14 protein-coding genes are annotated in these 19,524 nt (G+C 52.9%); 7 read left to right on the top strand and 7 right to left on the bottom strand.

What is annotated here, in order from left to right:
- The first annotated feature begins 40 nt into the window (after positions 1-40).
- The 3 genes from IPK30_10515 (at position 41) to IPK30_10505 (ending at position 1,883) form a co-directional block, all read left to right on the top strand.
- On the top strand, positions 41-1,165 hold the full coding sequence (locus IPK30_10515; protein MBK8103679.1) for a nitronate monooxygenase: 1,125 nt from the start codon (positions 41-43) through the stop codon (positions 1,163-1,165).
- Between the two features lie 140 nt (positions 1,166-1,305).
- Entirely contained in the window at positions 1,306-1,584 is a 279-nt protein-coding gene (locus IPK30_10510) for a type II toxin-antitoxin system RelE/ParE family toxin (protein ID MBK8103678.1), read from the top strand.
- Between the two features lie 8 nt (positions 1,585-1,592).
- Positions 1,593-1,883: a HigA family addiction module antidote protein gene (locus IPK30_10505; protein ID MBK8103677.1), complete on the top strand. Its 291-nt coding sequence runs from the start codon at positions 1,593-1,595 to the stop codon at positions 1,881-1,883.
- 29 nt (positions 1,884-1,912) lie between these two features.
- Here IPK30_10505 and IPK30_10500 read toward each other — a convergent pair whose 3' ends face one another.
- The 4 genes from IPK30_10500 to IPK30_10485 form a co-directional block, all read right to left on the bottom strand.
- On the bottom strand, positions 1,913-5,035 hold the full coding sequence (locus IPK30_10500; GenBank protein ID MBK8103676.1) for a thrombospondin type 3 repeat-containing protein: 3,123 nt from the start codon (positions 5,033-5,035) through the stop codon (positions 1,913-1,915).
- Positions 5,036-5,547: 512 nt separating this feature from the next.
- A complete protein-coding gene (locus tag IPK30_10495) occupies positions 5,548-6,666 on the bottom strand; it encodes an ABC transporter permease (protein ID MBK8103675.1) in 1,119 nt (372 codons plus the stop codon).
- Positions 6,667-6,687: 21 nt separating this feature from the next.
- Entirely contained in the window at positions 6,688-9,429 is a 2,742-nt protein-coding gene (rbbA, locus tag IPK30_10490; protein ID MBK8103674.1) for a ribosome-associated ATPase/putative transporter RbbA, read from the bottom strand.
- A gap of 9 nt (positions 9,430-9,438) precedes the next feature.
- A complete protein-coding gene (locus IPK30_10485) occupies positions 9,439-10,398 on the bottom strand; it encodes an HlyD family efflux transporter periplasmic adaptor subunit (GenBank protein MBK8103673.1) in 960 nt (319 codons plus the stop codon).
- A gap of 153 nt (positions 10,399-10,551) precedes the next feature.
- Here IPK30_10485 and cofC point away from each other — a divergent pair, with 153 nt between their 5' ends.
- The 3 genes from cofC to IPK30_10470 all read left to right on the top strand — a co-directional run bounded on the left by cofC (position 10,552) and on the right by IPK30_10470 (position 15,817).
- The gene (gene cofC, locus IPK30_10480) at positions 10,552-11,226 is read left to right on the top strand and encodes a 2-phospho-L-lactate guanylyltransferase (GenBank protein MBK8103672.1); all 675 of its coding nucleotides are present in this window, start codon (positions 10,552-10,554) and stop codon (positions 11,224-11,226) included.
- A 19-nt stretch (positions 11,227-11,245) separates the two neighbouring features.
- The gene (gene cofH, locus IPK30_10475) at positions 11,246-13,627 is read left to right on the top strand and encodes a 5-amino-6-(D-ribitylamino)uracil--L-tyrosine 4-hydroxyphenyl transferase CofH (GenBank protein ID MBK8103671.1); all 2,382 of its coding nucleotides are present in this window, start codon (positions 11,246-11,248) and stop codon (positions 13,625-13,627) included.
- 111 nt (positions 13,628-13,738) lie between these two features.
- Positions 13,739-15,817, top strand: a complete 2,079-nt coding sequence (locus IPK30_10470) for a TonB-dependent copper receptor (protein MBK8103670.1) — start codon at positions 13,739-13,741, stop codon at positions 15,815-15,817.
- 13 nt (positions 15,818-15,830) lie between these two features.
- On the opposite strand, the gene IPK30_10465 is transcribed toward IPK30_10470, so the two are convergent.
- The gene (locus IPK30_10465; protein ID MBK8103669.1) at positions 15,831-16,292 is read right to left on the bottom strand and encodes a winged helix-turn-helix transcriptional regulator; all 462 of its coding nucleotides are present in this window, start codon (positions 16,290-16,292) and stop codon (positions 15,831-15,833) included.
- 132 nt (positions 16,293-16,424) lie between these two features.
- On the opposite strand from IPK30_10465, the gene IPK30_10460 reads away from it, so the two are divergent.
- Positions 16,425-17,261 carry an NAD(P)-dependent oxidoreductase gene (locus IPK30_10460; protein ID MBK8103668.1) on the top strand — a complete coding sequence of 279 codons (837 nt, stop codon included), beginning with the start codon at positions 16,425-16,427 and terminating at the stop codon, positions 17,259-17,261.
- Positions 17,262-17,275: 14 nt separating this feature from the next.
- On the opposite strand, the gene nfuA is transcribed toward IPK30_10460, so the two are convergent.
- Both nfuA and IPK30_10450 read right to left on the bottom strand, forming a co-directional pair.
- Positions 17,276-17,857, bottom strand: a complete 582-nt coding sequence (nfuA, locus tag IPK30_10455) for a Fe-S biogenesis protein NfuA (protein MBK8103667.1) — start codon at positions 17,855-17,857, stop codon at positions 17,276-17,278.
- A 98-nt stretch (positions 17,858-17,955) separates the two neighbouring features.
- The gene (locus IPK30_10450) at positions 17,956-19,362 is read right to left on the bottom strand and encodes an adenylate/guanylate cyclase domain-containing protein (protein ID MBK8103666.1); all 1,407 of its coding nucleotides are present in this window, start codon (positions 19,360-19,362) and stop codon (positions 17,956-17,958) included.
- Positions 19,363-19,524 lie beyond the last annotated feature (162 nt).

The raw sequence follows: 19,524 nt of genomic DNA, 5'->3' as shown, positions 1-19,524 counted from the left end.
TTTTTCACTTTTTCTTTTAACCAACCCTAGGAGCATCACCATGCAAACCGTTATTGCCAAAAAACTGGGCATCCAAGTGCCTATCTTCGCGTTTACGCACTGCCGCGACGTTGTGGTTGCGGTGTCCAAAGCCGGCGGCTTGGGCGTACTGGGCGCTGTCGGCTTCTCGCCTGAGCAGCTCAAGCAGGAGCTGGATTGGATCGACCAGCACATCGGCGATCATGTTTACGGTGTGGACATCGTAATCCCGCAAAAATACGAAGGCATGGGCGAAATGGACCCCGCCAAGCTGGAAGACATGCTGCAAGGCATGGTGCCGCAAGAGCACCGCGACTTCGCAGAAAAACTGCTGGCCGACCACGGCGTACCCGCTTGGCCCGACAAAGACGACAAAATGGGCTTGCTGGGCTGGAACGAAGCCATCGCCACCCAGTTGGTTGAAGTCGCACTGGAACGCCCGAAGTGCAAACTCATTGCCAACGCGCTCGGCACCCCGCCGGCTGAGATCATCAAAAAAGTGCAAGACAGCGGTCGTCTGATCGGCGCGCTGTGCGGCAAAGTGAAGCAAGCCGTGCAACACAAGAAAGCCGGCCTCGACTTCATCATCGCGCAAGGCGGCGAAGGTGGCGGTCACACGGGCGATGTGGGTTCTATCGTGCTGTGGCCACAAATCATCGACGCCGTGGGTGACACCCCCGTGCTGGCTGCTGGCGGTATCGGCAATGGCCGTCAGGTATTGGCCGCGATGGCGATGGGTGCGCAAGGCGTGTGGTCCGGCTCTTTGTGGCTGACCGTGGAAGAAGCGGACGCTGAACCGGCACAAAAAGAAACTCTGCTCAAAGCCACTTCCGAAGACACCGTGCGCTCACGCAGCTGGACCGGCAAACCTTGCCGTATGCTGAAGAACGAGTGGACCATGGCTTGGGAAGCGGAAGGCAACCCCAAACCACTGGGCATGCCGCTACAAGGTTTGGTCACTGGCGATGCCATTCGCCGCACGCACAAATACGCGGCCGTGGGCGACTGCCAGAAAGTGGCGTTCAACCCCGTTGGTCAGGTGGTTGGGCAGATCAACCATGTCGAGAAAAGCGGCCAAGTGGTTATGCGTTTGTTGACCGAATATGTCGACGCGCTAGACGGCGTAAACGCGCTGACTGCCGAATAATCCGCGCTGCTTTGGCAGCCCACGGAGCAACAAAAAAATCCCGCCGCGTGCGGGATTTTTTATGGATACGAACTCAGACCCAAACATTGTAGAATGTAACCAAAAGGGTTACGATACATTCATGTTACGAGGATTAAGGAATGATCCGCAGTATTCGGCACAAAGGATTAAAGCGCTTGTTTGATGTAGGTGACGAAACAGGTGTGCAGCGATCCCACAGTAAAAAGCTGCGATTGATATTGGCTGCGATTGACGCAAGCGCTTCCATTCAAGCGTTAGACCTACCCGGCTTTCGCTTACACACACTGAAAGGCGACCAGCAAAACCGCTGGTCTATTCGCGTAAATGGCAACTGGCGCATCACATTTGTATTTATTGATGGCGACGCATGGTTATTGGATTACGAAGACTATCATTGAGGTGCCTTATGTCTCGCATGCACAACCCACCACACCCAGGCAACTTATTAGCAGAAGTCATTCTGCCGGAAACCGGCTTGAACATAACTCAAGCCGCTCAAGCCTTGGGCGTTTCACGCAAAACACTCTCTGCCATTCTGAATGGCAGGCAAGGTATTTCAGCAGAAATGGCTTTGCGTATCACCAAAGCATTCGGTGGCGATCCGCAAATGTGGCTTTCTATGCAAGATAGTTACGACCTCTGGCAAGCAAAACAATCGGTGGACCTCAGCCACATTCAGCGTGTGAGTGCGGCTTGACCAACTGGTTGCAACCATGCTGCATTTTTTCACAACTGCAACGCGTCAATCACCTTCACCCCACCCGCATCTTTTTGCACGGAAGATTCCAGTTCCACATCTTTATTCGGGATGCCGATGATGAGATCGGCCTTACCATCACTGTTGATGTCACCCGCGCTCACGGCGGCACCAAATAAATCACCGAAAGCATCGCCGTACACGGTTTTGATCGGTGTGTAAGTTGCGCCATTCCATACGGTGACGCTGCCAGTGCCGTGGGTTGCGGTGGGTACATTGTCGTCTTGCGGCGCGCTGGCGATGATGTCCAGCGTGCCATCGCCGTTTACATCACCCAAGGCTACGCTGCTGCCCAGCCAAGCTTTTTTCACCGCACCAAAAGCTTTTGCAGATAACAATTCACCATCACTGCCGCTGATCACGCTGATGCTGCCGACATCTTTGGTGTTGCTGTCTGCGTCATCGTCCAGCGGTGCGCCGATAACAATATCTGCATATCCATCGTGATTGATGTCCGCGCTCGCCACGGCTTTGCCAAATTGTGTTTTTTTGTTGCTGCCGAGTTTTTGCAGCAATTCCGTGCCGCCACTGTTGTACGCACGCACACTGCCCACGCCGTTTTCATCTGGTGCGCCGACAATGATGTCAGCCACGCCGTCGTTATCCACATCGCCCGCTGCTACGGCTGTGCCTGCATGTGCGTTTGTTGATCGTCCGTAAAAACGCTTGCGGCTTTGCAGCGTGTTGCCATCAAACACCGTCACGCTGCCCGCCGCTTTTTGTGGTGATGTCGGGCTTTTATCTTTCGGTGCGCCGATCAACACATCGGCGTACTCATCACCATTCACATCACCCAAGGCTACCGCCGAACCAAAGCCGGTGTTTTTCGTCGCGCCCCAGAAGGTGTGCCTGCGATTGCCGGTGCCGCCGTACAACACCGTGACGCTGCCAACGCGCAGTGCCGTGGCATTGGGCGCGCCCACGACTACATCGGCAAAACCGTCTTTATCAATATCCGCATTGCCCGCCACGGCAAAGCCCATCGCGTCTTTCGCAGCATTGCCGATAATCGACGCGATCACGCTGCCGTCTTTGCCAGAAATCACTTCGGCTTTGCCTGCACCAATAATCGCCTTTACGGGCGGCGCTGCTCGCACGCTGTAGCCCGGTGAGCCGATCACATAATCGCCGTAACCATCACCATTAAAATCACCGGCGAATGCCACCGCTGAACCGGCTTTGGTGTTTTTTATTGTGCCGACAATATCATCGGGTAATGGCACTGGATCATCGCAGGCATCGCCTGCGCCATCTGCGTCGTAATCGAGTTGGTTGGCATTGGCAACGAGTGGACAGTTATCCGCTGCGTTATCCAGGCCATCATTATCGGTATCACCATTCGGCGTGTTGTCACACGCATCACCAAAACCATCAGCATCCGTATCAGTTTGTGCTGCATTAGTTACAGCCACGCAGTTATCAGCATTGTTGCCAATGCCGTCGCCATCGGTGTCAACAGATTCAGACGCGTCGAGTGGAAATGCATCAGAAGTATCTGCAACGCCGTCGTTGTCATCATCGCTATCGCAGGCGTTTCCTTCGCTGTCGCCGTCGGTATTGAGTTGATCCGCGTTAGAAATAGACGCGCAGTTATCAGCCAAGTTATCAACACCATCGCTATCGGTATCACCATTGGGCGTGCTGTCTGCGTTGTTGCCAATACCATCACCATCCGCATCAACCGATTCTGTTGCATCTAACGGGAACGCATCACTCGCATCAGCAACGCCGTCGTTGTCATCATCGCTATCGCAGGCGTTTCCTTCGCTGTCGCCGTCGGTATTTACTTGATCGGTATTGAAAACAGAAACGCAATTGTCGCTGTTGTCATCAATACCATCTGCGTCTGTATCCGCACCATCTGGAACAGCGGCATCTAAATCATTTGCGTCTATTGGGCGCGGAACGCCATCACCGTCACTGTCAATCCTAAGGTTTGACAGCACAAAAGACGAAGTCTGCCATGCAACAATCGAGGCATTACCAACCACAGAATCTACCGAGAAACACTCAACACCTCTATCATTTAACACACAAGGTTCGGCAGAGGACTGACCCAATTGACGTGCGTTATTGCCCGGTGACAACACCTTGTCTTCACCAGTAATCGAACCGGTAGTCCAGTAGCAGGTATACGCAATAAAAGGCGCCACTCTGGGAGCAATTTCATAGCTACCCGAGGTATCGCATAACACATCACCTTTAGCCGTGATACTGCACTGTGTAGTAGCGTCGTAGCCACGTGGTACGTTACCAACACCACCGAAGCACGACCCTTGCACCTGAGACGACAACCTGTGGCTTGCACTTACTGAAGCACTACACGACGGCGTTGCAGGATAGCCATCACCCCAACACTGCGAACCGTTATCGTCACAGGCACAACTCCAGTTATTGCCTGTTGTTACTGAATAGGGATGTGACAACGTTGCAGGAACATTCAGTTGACCATTAGCATTGCTACCTCCCCAGCACTTCACACCCTCCTCATCAATAGCACAGGTATGGCTGCCGCTGGAAACAGGGACGGCATAATCTGCCTTGGCAGGATCACGCCCGTTAGCGGTTTCCCAGTTGTCCGGTAACGTGTCACGGTCGGTATCGGCACTGTAGAGCGGGTCTAATGGATAGGTATCACTGGTATCCAGCACTCCATCATTATCGTCGTCGGCGTCTGCTGTATCCAACTGGCCGTCATTGTCATCATCGGCATCACAAGCATTGCCCGCGCCATCGCTGTCCAAATCCGCCTGATTGCTATTGGCCTTTAATGGACAATTGTCATCCACATCCAGCACGGCATCGTTGTCATCATCATCATCCAGTGTCAGACCAGAATTACTTTGACAATTTACATCGCACGCTACATTCCAGCTATCTGGTTTACCGTCTTGGTCGGTATCCGTTGATCCCGCAGCGTTTAATTGAAATGCATCGGAGGCATCAGCCACACCGTCATTGTCATCATCGGTATCACAGTCATTGCCTTGCGAATCGGAATCCGTATTAAACTGATTGGGATTCGGCACTGCCAGACAATTATCTGTTGCATTTTGCCAACCGTCCGAATCAATATCATCATTGACTGTCATGTTCATTGTCATGGACGGGTTGGATCCAGCCAAATTAACATTCCAGCACAATGGCGTATTTAATGCATCAGTTACACAAACCCTGTCCGTAGGGAAAAGAACTGCAGAGTCCAGAAACTGGACATCTAATAACGTATTGGCTGCTGTTGCCGAATTGATGATTGTCTGCCCTGTGCCATTTCCACAAGCAGACTCAAAGCCTTTCAGATTATTAAAACCAAAACGCCTATAGGTACAACTCAAGGAGTTGCCACTGACGCTGCAAGTTAGCCGTTTTAGATCTTGTGGTCCGCCTCCGCCTGTACAAGCTCCGATATAAGTTGTTTTAACCACAGATGTTGCAGCGAAAACGCCGTTGCTCAAGCCCAACAACAAAAGGCTCAAAACGAGGCTCAGACTTTTCTTCCCTAACCCAGCGTTCATTACTGCCTCACGTGCTCGCTAGAGCCTTAATTCTTTTTATTATCAATGAGTCTTTATACTCCCCACACACAGCGTTTTCAAGCCTTTTGTCACTGCTTACCAATCACCCCGCGAAAACGCAGCAGCGCGCCGGTGAGAAAGCACACGCCGATGGCGCTCATGGAGGCAATTTGCTTCCAGACCATCCAAAAATCTGCACCGCGAAACAAAACTGCCATGGAGAAATTTGTAAAGTGTGATGAGGGAATCAACAACATAAAATAATGGATAGGTTTTGGCATAGCATCCAGCGGTGTTAAACCACCAGATAGCACAGCAATCGACATAACAATAGGCAAAAACAACAAGCCCAGTTGCGGCATGGAACGCGCAACGGTGCCTAAAAAAATCCCTATCGCCGAAATAGAAAACAAATACAGCGCCGCGCCGAATAAAAATAAAGCCAATGAACCCTGCAAGGGAATGCCGAGAATAATTTTGATCACAAACTGAATACAGAGAAACATTGCCACCAAAATCACGGTGCTGTTTGCCCACACTTTACCCAGCGCAATTTCTACGGGGCGCAGCGGCATTACCAACAAATGCTCGACGGTGCCGCGTTCGCGTTCACGAATCAGCGCCGCGCCCGTTAAAACAATCGCCAACATCGACACGATGCTTATCATGTTGGTAATGCCAAAAAACCAGCCGCCGTGCAAATTGGGGTTGAATGCCACACGCATATCCATGCTTACCGGCTGTGGAAATTGCGCCTGCGGAAAATATTGCTTCAGCGTTTCACCAAAAATTTGTGAGATATACGCCGCACCGTTGCCCGCTTGCGTCATGGCTGTGGCATCCACCAACACTTGTATCGCCGGTTGGCGGCGCGCGTTGATGTCGGCTTCAAAACGACGCGGTATCCACACCACAAAAGTGTAAGTGCTGTCGTCCATGCGTTGAATAGCTTGATCGCCCGCTATCAATACCGGCGGCTTGAAATACGGCCTTTGCAAAGCGTAAAACAGCGCGCGCGACAGCGGCGTGTTGTCTTCATCCACCACCGCCACCGAGGCATTGCGCATATCCATCACTGCATTTTTGGTGGGCACGATGATGAACACGGTGAACGACAATACGATCAACACACACATCACCACATCGCTGCGTAAACTCCACAGCTCTTTAATGCCGAGGTGATAAATATTAACCAAGCTGCGCCACATCGTTTTGTGCCACATAGCAGGCTACGCCTCCTGCTTGCGCAGCAGCAGCACACTGCCGAGAGTGAACACAGAAAAATGTACCGCCATCACGGCAAAGTTTTTCCACAAATCCGCAAAGTACAAACCTTTGGTAAATGTGCCCACGGTGATATTGAGCAAATAAGTGGTGGGAAAAACGGTGCCAAACCAATACGCGCCGCCTTCTAGCGAAGCCACTGGCTTCAACATGCCCGAAAAATTCACCGAAGGAATCATGGAGATAATCAAGGCTGCAAACAGCGCGGCAATTTGTGTGCGCGTAAAAGAAGAAATCAACAAACCAAACGAAGTCGCCACCCAACTGTAACAAACGCCAGCAAACAGCAATACGGGCAAACTGCCGAGCAGCGGCACTTGAAACGCAAAGCGCGTAATTAACACCAAACACAGATAGTTGATCATCGCGATCATCACATACGGCACTTGTTTACCCCACAAAAACTCTAAACGGCGCGTGGGTGTGGCGTAAAAATTGATGATGGAGCCGAGTTCTTTTTCTCGCACCACTGCCACTGCCATCAACATGGTGGGAATCATGGTCACCAACACCGCGATAATCGACGGCACGATGGCGTAAGCACTCAACATTTCTTGGTTGTATTGAAAGCGCGTTTCCAAACGGTACGGTTCTTCTGGCATGTGTACGCGCTGCTCGCGCACTAATTGCTGCAAATACTGCTGATGAATCCCTTGTATATAGTTGCGCGCCCTTTCCGCACGAAACGGATAGCCGCCATTAAGCTGCACCGCCACCGCCGGCTCTCTGCCCGCCTCTAAATCTTTACCAAAACCGGAGGGAATTTCCAAAGCAAACAACAACTGCCCCGATGACAATTTCTGTTGCAACTCTGCATAGCTATGTAAAGCCCCGTAAAAGAAAAAATAATCACTGGCGCGGTAGCGATCAATGTATTCGCGGCTGGCCGGTGTGTTGTCTTGATCCAACACCGCAAAATCCAAACGATCCACATCAAAGTTCACGCCCATGCCCAGCACCATCATCAAAAATAAGGGCGCGACAAACGCAAACAATAAACGGATAGGCTCACGCAGTAGCTCTAGCGTTTCGCGTCGTGCATAGGCTTTGAGTCGTTGAAAACTAAAAAATCTGTCTTGATCTGCCGGTGCATTGTCGATGGCGGTTTTATCCACTGCTGCTGCAATCGCCACTGCCGGTTTCTCATCGGCCGGTCGCGCCTGCTCCAATACCTGAATAAACGCATCTTCCAAAGTCGGCACGCCAAATTGCTGGCGAATGGCTTCCGGGCTGCCGGATGCCAATACCTTGCCTGCATCCATCAAGGAGATGCGATCACAGCGTTCGGCTTCATTCATGTAATGCGTGGTGATAAAAATAGTTACGCCTTGTTTGCGCGACAAATCAATTAACAATTCCCAAAAACCGTCGCGCGCCACGGGGTCTACGCCCGACGTGGGTTCATCCAAAATCAACATCACCGGGTTGTGGATAACCGCCACCGCCAAAGACAAACGCTGGCGCACACCCAAGGGCAAACTGCCCGCAGCTTGCTGCGCATACGGCGTGAGCTGCATATCGTGCAACAGCGTTGCACAGCGCTCGCGTATCTGCTCGCTGCTCATGGCAAAAATACGCCCGTGCAACTCCAAGTTTTGGATGACATTCAATTCTTCGTACAGCGAAAAACTTTGCGACATATAACCGAGGCGATGCCGCGTGCTGATGTCATCCACATCCACCGGCTTGCCAAACAAAAACGCCTCACCTTCGGTAGCTGGCAGCAGCCCCGTGAGCATTTTCATGGTGGTGGATTTGCCGCAGCCGTTAGAACCGAGAAAACCAAAAATTTCTCCCTGCTGTATTTCAAAATTGACGCTATCAACGGCGGTGAAATCACCAAAACGACAACTCAAATTGCGCGCACTGATGACGATGTTGTTTTGATGTGCGTCTGTCAGTGGCGGCAGAACCGGCTCCACATGCCCTGCGCGTTTTTCTGGCGGCAGCAGTTGAATAAACGCCGCATCCAAATTGCTCGCGCCTGTTTTTTGCAACAGTGCCGCAGGCGAACCCTGTGCCAACACACTGCCGGCATCCATCATGGCCAACCAATCAAAACTGGAGGCTTCTTCCATGTACGCCGTGGCGACGATGATCGACATGCTCGGCCGCTGCGCGCGCAAATCTTTTAACAACTGCCAAAATTGGCGGCGCGATAGTGGATCTACACCCGTGGTCGGCTCATCCAGAATCAACAAATCCGGTTCGTGAATTAAAGAACAACACAAACTGAGTTTTTGTTTCATGCCGCCCGATAATTTTGCCGCGGGGCGATCAACAAAACGCGCCATGCCAGTGGCTTGCAATAAATGCGCGATGCGCTGCTCGCGCTCTGCGCCTTTTTCACCAAATAAATCAGCAAAAAAACTGATGTTTTCCATCACCGACAGCGTGGGATACAAATTCTTTCCCAGCCCTTGCGGCATGTAAGCCACGCGGCGACACATGCGCGCCCGCGCGGCAGCACTGTGCATGTCTTCGCCCAGCACTTCTACGCGGCTATCTTTTTGCACGCGGCGCGCACCGGCGATCAAACTCAGCAAAGTGGATTTGCCCACACCGTCAGGGCCGATGATGCCCGCCAAGCAACCAGCGGGAATGGCGAGATCAATACCGTCCAGCGCCACCACCTTGCCGTAGCGATGGTGCACATGGGTGAGCGTGGCAATGGCCACAGGGTTCATCGCCAGCCCCTAGCGCGGTGGCTGCTCAGACCACGCGGCACTGGCATCGGTGCGCAGCCAGCCCAAGCCGGGCATGCCGCTTTTGAGCCAGCTCTGCTCTGTCAACACCGCCGCATCAATACCGATGCGCGCACGAAACACCAAATTGCTGCGCTCAGTGGCCGTTTCTACCGATTTGGGGGTGAACTCCGCCTCCGCTGCCACAAAGGTGACTTTGGCCGGCACCCACTCCTCGGCTTTGGCATCCATCTGCAAGCGCGCTTCATCGCCCAGCGCCACTTTGCCCGCCACATCCGCTGGCAGGAAAACGGTGAGGTAAACATCGCTGTCGCTCACCAGCGTAAACAAGGGTGAACCGGCGGCGATCATTTCACCCGGCTCCGCCAAGCGGTAGAGGATGTAGCCGGAAAACGGCGCGCGGATGCTGCTGTCGGCCAAGTCCACGCTCAGGCGATTGCGCCCCGCTTGCGCCACTTTGCCTGCCGATTGCGCGGCGGCAACGGCAGCACTCGCGGCATTCACCACTGAGCCGCAACTGGTGGCGCGGGTGCGGGCGCTGTCGAGTTGATCTTTCGATACAAAGCTTTGTTTGCTAAGGGATTGCACGCGAGATAGCTGCGAGCGAGCGTAGTTGCACTCCGTTTCCGCTTGCACCAACTGCGCCTCAGCCAAACGCACCTGGTCATTGGCCTGCGCAATGGCGGCATCCGCGCGCACGATTTCTGCTTGCAGCGGCTGGCTGTCCAGCTCCGCCAACACTTGCCCTGCTGCAACACGGTCGCCCTCTTTCACCTTCACCGTTGCCAGCAGCCCCGGAATGCGCGTGGCGACGCGGCTCTGTGTGGCCTCCAAGCGACCATTGGTGTGAAAGAATCCGCGCTCACCCTGTTGTTGCCAATGCTGCCACAGCAAAAAACCGCCGCCAGCTACTGCCAACACCACAACAGCCACTCCCAACTTCGCTTTCATGATCCGTTTTCCTGCTACTTTTCCGCACAAACATTACAGTAATTGTCTGCATGAAACGATCAGCAATTCCTAGCACAAGCGCGGCTATCGACAGCACCAGCGAAAGCCCGCAACATAGCCAACTCCTTCGCTGTGACTATTTTGCAGAATCGCATGCAAGTCATTATCCCCGTCAAAGATTTTCGCAGTTGCAAAAGCCGCTTGGCGCATGCGCTGCCGCTGGAAGCGCGTCAAAGTTTGATGGCGGCGCTGCTGGCGGATTTACTGCACACCTTGCAGCACTGCGCAAAAGTTAGCGGCGTGGCGCTGATTACACGCTGCCCAGAAGTTGCACAGCTCGCCGCACAACAGCGCAGCGAAGTCTTAAACCTAGAAGATGACCGCTGCCTGAACAGTGGCATCACCGCCGCCGTTGCAGCAATCAGTGCACGCGGCACAACACAAACCCTGATTCTTCACGCGGATTTACCACTCGCCACCACGAGCGATATTGACGATGTCATTGCCGCACACCAAAACCACACTGCGGCTGTCACTTTAGTGCCAGACAATCAAAACAATGGCACCAACGCCATGCTGCTCACCCTGCCGACGCAAATGCAATTTTTCTACGGCAGCCACAGCTACAGCGCACACAGTGATTTTTGCCGCACGCAGGGTATTGCCATGCAAACCGTTTACAATGCACAACTGGGTAGCGACATTGATTTATGGCAGGATTTTGCACCGCTGTTGTCGCTGCGCACCGCAGGCACCAGACCCCATCTTTCACACTGGCTGGAACAGTACGGCGAATTGTTTGATTGGCCGCTCACCGCAACACGCTAAAAACTTTTTGATCGACAGCATGCAAACATCTGAAGATTTTTTATCACTGGCAGACTGCAATGACACCGCCGCCTTGATGGCGCAAGCACGCGCACTGCGCGATGCCGGTTTTCACAATGTCGTCACTTTTTCCAAAAAAGTTTTTATTCCGCTGACGCATTTGTGCCGCGATGTCTGCCACTACTGCACCTTCGCGCAGACACCAAAGAAAATTGACAGCGCCTACATGACGCGCGAGCAAGTATTGGAGATTGCACGCGCCGGTGCCGCCGCAGGCTGCAAGGAAGCGCTGTTTACCCTCGGTGAAAAACCGGAGTTGCGCTACAACGCGGCGCGCAAAGCCTTGGATGAAATGGGCTACGCCAGCACGGTGGATTATTTATACGCCATGGCCAAAGCCGTATTTGAAGAAACTGGATTATTTCCGCATGTGAATCCGGGCACGCTCACTGCCGATGAAATGGCCAAACTGCGCAGTGTTTCGCCGTCTATGGGCATCATGCTGGAAAGTTTGTCGGCGCGCCTGTGTGAAAAAGATATGCCGCATTACGGCTCGCCCGACAAAGTACCGACGGTGCGGCTCGCCACACTGGAAGAAGCCGGCAAACAAAAAATACCGTTCACCACCGGCATTTTGATCGGCATCGACGAAACGCGGCGCGAGCGCGTTGAATCCCTGCTCGCCATCAAAGCCCTGCACGCGCAGTACGGTCACATCCAAGAAATTATCGTGCAGAACTTTCGCGCCAAACCCGACACCAAAATGGCGCAAGCACCCGAACCGGATTTAGAAGATTTATTGTGGACGATAGCTGTCGCGCGCATTATTTTTGGCAGCGAGATGGCAATACAAGCGCCGCCCAATTTATCGCCAGGGGTGTTAGAAAAACTGGTGGATGCCGGCATCAATGACTGGGGCGGCGTTTCACCGCTCACACCGGATTTTGTCAATCCCGAAGCGCCGTGGCCGCACCTGCAAGACCTAGCAGAAGCCACCGCCAACGCAGGCAAATATTTGCAAGAGCGTTTGACCATCTACCCCGCTTTTGTGCGCCAGCTCGACATGTGGACCGACAAAGTTTTCCACACGCCTTTATTGCAACAAACCGATGGCGACGGTTTTCCGCGTATCGACACCTGGCAAACCGGCAGCAGCGAAACGCCGCCGCCAGAAATGCTGTCGCAGATACACAAGCCCGTGCGTACACAAACTGCTTCGCAAGATGTGCGCGATATTTTGACTGCTATTCATCAGGGGCACACGCCCAGCGAAGCAGAAATTGTGCGCCTGTTTCGCGCGCGCGGCGACGATGTGGGCGCAATCTGTCACGCAGCAAATGCGCTGCGAAAAAATCTGAATGGCGACACCGTCACTTATGTGGTCAACCGCAACATCAATTACACCAATGTCTGCTATTTCAAATGCCAGTTCTGCGCGTTTTCTAAGGGCAAAACGCATGAAAACTTGCGCGGCAAACCTTACGATATTTCATTAGAAGAAATTCAACGCCGCACCACCGAAGGCTGGCAGCGCGGCGCCACCGAAGTGTGTATGCAAGGCGGTATCCACCCCGATTACGATGGCAACACCTACATAGAAATTTTGGATGCGGTAAAAGCCGTGCAGCCAGACATGCACATCCACGCGTTTTCACCGCTGGAAATTTGGCAAGGCGCAGCCACACTCAATTTGCCGCTCACCGATTATCTGCAAACACTGAAAGCGCATGGCTTAGGCACGCTGCCGGGCACCGCCGCCGAAATTCTCGACGACGAAGTGCGCGCTACGCTGTGCCACGACAAGATCAATACCTCGCAATGGCTTGAGGTGATGCAAGCCGCGCACGCCGTGGGCTTGCGCTCCACCGCCACCATCATGTTTGGTCATATTGAACGCTACGAACATTGGGCGCGCCATTTCTTGCGCGTATTAAATTTACAAAAACAAACTGGCGGCTTTACCGAGTTTGTGCCGCTGCCGTTTGTGGCGGAAGAAGCGCCGATGTATTTGCGCGGTCGTGCGCGCAAAGGCCCCACCTTCCGCGAAGTGATTTTGATGCACGCCATTGCGCGTTTAGTGTTGTCACCGCACATCCACAATATCCAAGCTTCGTGGGTGAAATTGGGCAACGAAGGTGTTGTCGCCTGCCTCGCCGCTGGCGTAAATGATTTGGGCGGCACGCTAATGAATGAAAGCATCACACGCGCTGCCGGTGCCACACACGGACAGGAAAACTCACCTGAAAATCTCGACGCGATGATTAAAGCTGCGCAACGTCAACCACAACATCGCAGCACGCTGTACGGCGCAGTGGACGCAGCGCATATCCAACAATCTTATGGCGCGGAAGAATTACTGCCGCTGATTAACGACCTGGTAACACGCAGCAAAGTGGCGTAATTGGCTTAACTGTTTCGCACAATCCCGCTGCGACAATATGCCGCATTCTCTCCTCCGCTCCTCCCAACTAGAATCCGCGCCCGATACAGATCTGTCTGGAGAAAACAGTTCATGAAACGCGGATTAAATACACTGTCTTTGGCAATGGCCGCCGCCCTGTACGCAACGGCAACGGCACCGGTACTGGCCAATGAAGATGCAGGAGAAAGCCAAGACAACACGCGCTTAAAAACTGTTGTGGTTACTGCTGAAAAAACCAGCAAACCTCTGACCGTGGTGACAGACCCCAAAGCGCCACGTCAACCGCTACCCGCCCATGATGGTGCCGATTATCTGAAGGCAATCCCAGGGTTTAGCGTCATCCGTAAAGGCGGCACCGATGGTGACCCCGTTTTTCGCGGGATGGCCGGATCACGACTGAATATCCTACTGGATGGCGAAATGCTGTTCGGTGGTTGCGGCAGTCGCATGGACCCACCTACCGCGTACGTGTTCCCAGAAAGCTATGACAGCATCAGCATCATCAAAGGACCACAGACCGTACGCAATGGACCGGGCAACTCAGCCGGCACTATCCTGTTTGAGCGCCAGCTCCAACGCCTGCCAGAGACGAGCTTCAATGCTCACATCAGCACATTAGTAGGCAGTTTTGATCGCAACGATGAAATGGTCGACGTGCTGGCTGGCACGCCGGACTTCTATATACGCGGCACAGCTACCAACGCTCACCAAGGCGACTACCGCGATGGTGATGGTAAAAAAGTGCATTCTCAGTACCAGCGCTGGAGCGCCAATGCTGCCGCAGGTTGGACACCAGACGAGAACACCACACTGGAGTTGTCTATGGGGCACAGCGATGGCGAAGCTGCTTATGCCGACCGAGGTGTAGACGGCTCTCTGTTCAAACGCGACAACCTTGGCATCAAGTTGATAAAGGAAAATCTCACCGAGCGTTGGAAAAAACTGGAAGTGCAGGCGTATTACAACTATGTCGATCATGTAATGGACAACTACAGCCTTCGCACACCAACCGGCATGATGGCAACGCGCATGGCCATGAACCCTGACCGTGAAACGCTGGGCGCTCGTTTGGCGAATACCGTACTGCTCGGCGAGCGCACAGAACTGGTCTTCGGTAGCGATACGCAACAAAACCAGCACAGCAACCGCACGACCATGAACCAAGACATGATGCGTTTTCAGGACAAAGATCGCGTGGAAGATGCCAACATTGAGCAAGTGGGTGTCTTTGGTGAGATAACGCATCATTACAACGACAAGCAACGCATCATCAGCGGCTTGCGCCACGACCACTGGCATGCCGAAGACAAGCGCCAAACCGTCATGTTGAACATGATGATGAGCGCACCGAACCCGACAGCCGGTGACGAACGCGTGGAAGAATTAACCAGCGGCTTCATGCGCTACGAACATGACATTGCGGATGACACTGCTTATGTCGGTCTAGGTCGCAGCGAACGTTTCCCCGATTACTGGGAACTGATTTCCAAGGAAACAGCGGATTCCGTCAGCGCCTTCAACGCAGACCCTGAGGAAACCACACAACTGGATCTCGGCTATCTGTTTGCTCGCGGGCAATGGACAGGCAGTGTGTCCGCGTTCTACAACCACATCGATGATTACCTGCTGATCCAGTCCGGTGTCGTAAAGCCGATGGGCATGATGGGAAGGCGCACCACCACCATCACCCGCAATATCGAGGCGCACAGTTGGGGCGGTGAGGCAGAGCTGGGTTATGCAATCAACGACAACTGGAGGGTGGATGCGAGCCTCGCCTATGTGCGTGGCGAAAATGACACCGATGACAAGTCGCTGGCGCAGTTGCCACCGCTCGAAGCCCGTTTCGGACTGCATTATGACGACGGTACTTGGTCTTATGGCGCTTTGTGGCGTGCAGTAGCAAAACAGACACACGTCAGCGTCAACCAAGGCAACATCGCAGGGCAGGATATTGGCAATACACGTGGCTTCGGCGTGCTCTCATTGAACGCAGGCTGGAAAGTCATGCCGAATTTACAACTGACAACCGGCATCGACAATCTTCTCGATAAAACTTATGCCGAACACATCAGCCGTCGTGGAGATATGGTCGCGGGTTTTGATCAACTGGATCGCGTGAACGAGCCGGGGCGCACAGTGTGGTTAAAAGCACAATTTGATTTTGACTAACAGAAGGTATCGCCTAACGCCGCGCTCTATTTTCTACCAACTCGGCCGCAATCGCTTTGAGCTGCGCTAATTTTTCAGCGCCGATCAGTGCTTGATATTCGGCTTCCAGTTCATCGTAGGCGCACATGGAATCCTGTATTAGCTGTTTGCCGCGCGCGGTGAGTGCTATTTTTTTGGCGCGACCGTCTTCGGGGTCTTCCTGCTTGGTGATGTAACCCTGCTTCTCGATTTCCGCCACGATCTGACTCATCGCCTGCTTGGTCAGCCCATTCGCCTGAGCTAAATCCACAATGCGCGAGCCGTCGCGAAAATCCAAATTCAGAAACACGGTATCCCAATTCAGCTTCAGCCCTTTGTGCCCTTTCGCTGCACTTTTCGCCATCAAACCCCGACTCAAATCGCGGCTGAGAAAAGATAAATCGCGCCCCAAATTATTTTTGAAGGCGTGCTTCCCGTTGCCCGACACTTTGTTCATGCTCCGCTCCAACGGCTTGCTGTTCTATGCCGCAGATTAAACAAACTTTAGATAAATAGTAAAGCATTCTTGACCAAATCCCTGCGGCTCGCTAGTGTGAAGCATCTTAAAAAACGCACAGAGGCAAAGGGCATGACACAGCGCGCAGGCTTTATCGGGCTAGGCAACATCGGCAAACCCATGGCCGTTCAACTCGCCAAAAGTGAATTCTCCACCGTGGTGTATGACATCAATCCAAAAGCCTGCGAAGAGCTGGCTGCCGAGGGCGCGGCGATTGCCAGCAGCCCCGCCGAGCTGGCCGCGCAGTGCCATTACATCGGCATTTGTGTGCGCGACGATGCCGACACCTTTGCCGTGCTCAACGGTGAAAACGGCATTCTTGCGCGCGCGCAACCCAACACCGTGGTGGCTATACACAGCACGGTGAAAATCGACACCATTCAAAAACTCGCCGCCATTGCCGCAGAAAAAAATGTGCATGTATTTGACGCGCCCATCACTGGCGGTGCGCACGGCGCAGCCAGCAAGCAGCTCTACTACATGTGCGGCGGCGATGAAACGGTGATACGCAGCGTAGAAAAATACATGCTGACTTCTGGGCAAAAAGTGGTGCACGCAGGCGAACTGGGCAGCGGCATGAAATTAAAACTGTGCAACAACTTGATGACTTATATCGAATTCATGGCGGTACACGAAGGCATGAAGCTCGCCAAAGCCTCCGGGCTGAGTTTGGATGTTTTGAAAGAAGTCACCACCGGCAACGGCGTGCTCACACCGTCCATGAAAATGATTTTCGACACCAAAAAAGGTTTTGACGAAGAAACATTCGCACAAATCATGACTGGCTTTAAAGCGGTTGCGATTAAAGATTTATCCAGCGCACTGGATTTTGCCGATTCGTTGGATATTTGTTTACCCGGCACCGGTACCTGCCGCGAAGTGGTTAAGCAAGTGTTTGGGCGCGGTTAAAACAAATCGACAAATTAGTAATAAGAATGACTGCGGTCGGTGTGATCCGTCACATCGTGCACACCTTCCAACTGCGGCAGTTTTTCCATCAGGGTGCGCTCAACGCCGTCTTTCAGCGTGACATCCACCGAGGCACAACCTTGGCAGCCGCCGCCAAATTTCAGCACCGCGACATTGCCATCCATGTGATCTAAAGACACTTCACCGCTGTGCGCTGCCAGTTGCGGGTTGATGTCGTTGTACAACACATAATTCACTTTCTCAGACAGCGGACTGTCATCGCTCACTTGCGGCATTTTGGCATTCGGCGCTTTGATGGTGAGCTGCCCGCCCATGCGATCCGGCGAATAATCCACTTTGGCATCTTTCAAATACGGAATACTGCGCGCATCGAAATAGCAGCGAAACTGCTTGAACTCGACAAACTCGTCGCCCTCTTTTTCTTCACCAGGGCGGCAGTAAGCAATGCAAGTTTCGGCGCGCGAGGTACCCGGATCATTCACAAACATACGCACGCTGATATCCGGCGTATTTTGTTTGGCCAGCAAACCCGCCAAATAATCTTGTGCAGATTCGGTGATATCAACTTCCAACATGGTGTGTACTCACAACAGAAAACAGTAGGCGTTCATTGTAAAACGATCGCCTCATCAGATATACAGACAAAAAATCAGGGTATAAAAAACGCGGGCATCTATGCGTCAGGCGGTTGCTGGTTCTTCAAGCGCGTGGCGGCGCTCAGCAGGAATTTAAGCAATCGATCGCGGTCGTAGTTTTTGACTTTCTCCAGATCCAAGTGCATGGAGAAACCTTCCGCGCGCTGTTCAAAATAGGTCTGCTTGGCACCGAGGTTTTTACGGAAATCGATCACCGTGTAAACCTTCACTGGTTGGCTAAAGCCTTTGACATTGATCGTGCCCTTCTCTTCACACAGCACGATATCTTTGATCAGCGAATAGGTTTCGTGCGAGATCAAAATTTCGCCCGCCGGTGCCGCAGTTTCCAAGCGGCTGGCCAAATTCACTTCCGTCCCCAACACGGTGTAATCCAAGCGCTGCTCCGTGCCAAAGTTGCCCACGGTGCAGTAGCCGGTATTGATACCCATGCGAATTTCTAGCGGCGTTTCTATGCCTTTGCTGCCCCAGTGTTTTTGCATGATGCGCATGTGTTTCTTCATTTCGATCGCCATCGAAATACAGGCCAAACAATCGGTCTGCGCACCGCGCGTGGTGGGGTCGCCAAAAAACACCATGATGGCATCGCCAATAAACTTGTCGATGGTGCCACCGTATTTGTGGATGATCTGCGACATCTCGCTCAAATAGTGGTTGAGCATGTCGGTCATTTGATCGGCTTCCAAACTCTCCGACAGTTCAGTGAAACCTTTTATATCGGAGAAAAATACCGTCAAGCGTTTACGGCTGGTCTCTAACTTCACTTCACTGCCGGAATACACCGAACGCCAAATCTGCGGCGAGACATAGCGCGACAACTTCCACAATTTCATGCGCATGGCTTGGTGTTCGCCCGCCGTTCTTTCAACACGCAGCGTCAAATCTTTGGTGCGGCGATACATAAAGAACGAGAGCAAGCCAAAATAAATACTGACGCCAATCATCACCGGCAAGCCCGCGCTGACATGCCCCTGCCACAACCACAACTGCTTGTGAAACAGCAAGCTGACGAGAAAGCCTATTGCTAACGAGCCCACCGTTTGCGCCCAGTAGCGCACACCGTTATTCATTAAAGACTGCGCTTGAATCAGCGTGAAAAACATAAAGGCAGGCAGCAAATTGAAATCGATCACGCCGATCATCAGGCCCACTAAAAAGGCATCGCTATAACCCGCGTAATGAATCACATCCTCCACACGCTTTTCTAAATAGCGCGTAGCTAAAAAATAAATACCGTGTGGATACACCAACCAAAGCGCGGCGAGGAAATGCTGTTGCGTAAAAGTTTGCCAAGATGAATTGAGCAACAAAGTACCAAACGCCGCCAATGCCAATAGCAGACGAAAATAATAGTCATTCAACGGATTTGGCGCGTGCAGATCATCTTCTGCAGCGACAGGGGTATTTTGTTCGACAGGGCTGGACATCGCGTCTACTTACCGCATCTCTATATTTATTGTGTATGGCGCAGCGAGCGCGCCCATCAGGTTAGCCGCTGCATCAAGGCTTGGCAATGTCTATCCCGTATTTACCCCAAAGCCAGTCCAAGCTTCCCGCGGCTTCTGCTGCTAGAATCTTGCGCCTATAGA

The organism is Cellvibrionales bacterium (assembly GCA_016713115.1).
Lineage (GTDB): Bacteria > Pseudomonadota > Gammaproteobacteria > Pseudomonadales > UBA7239 > UBA7239.
The sequence above is the reverse complement of the archived record's forward strand: the minus strand, read 5'-3'. Positions and strand labels throughout refer to the sequence as shown.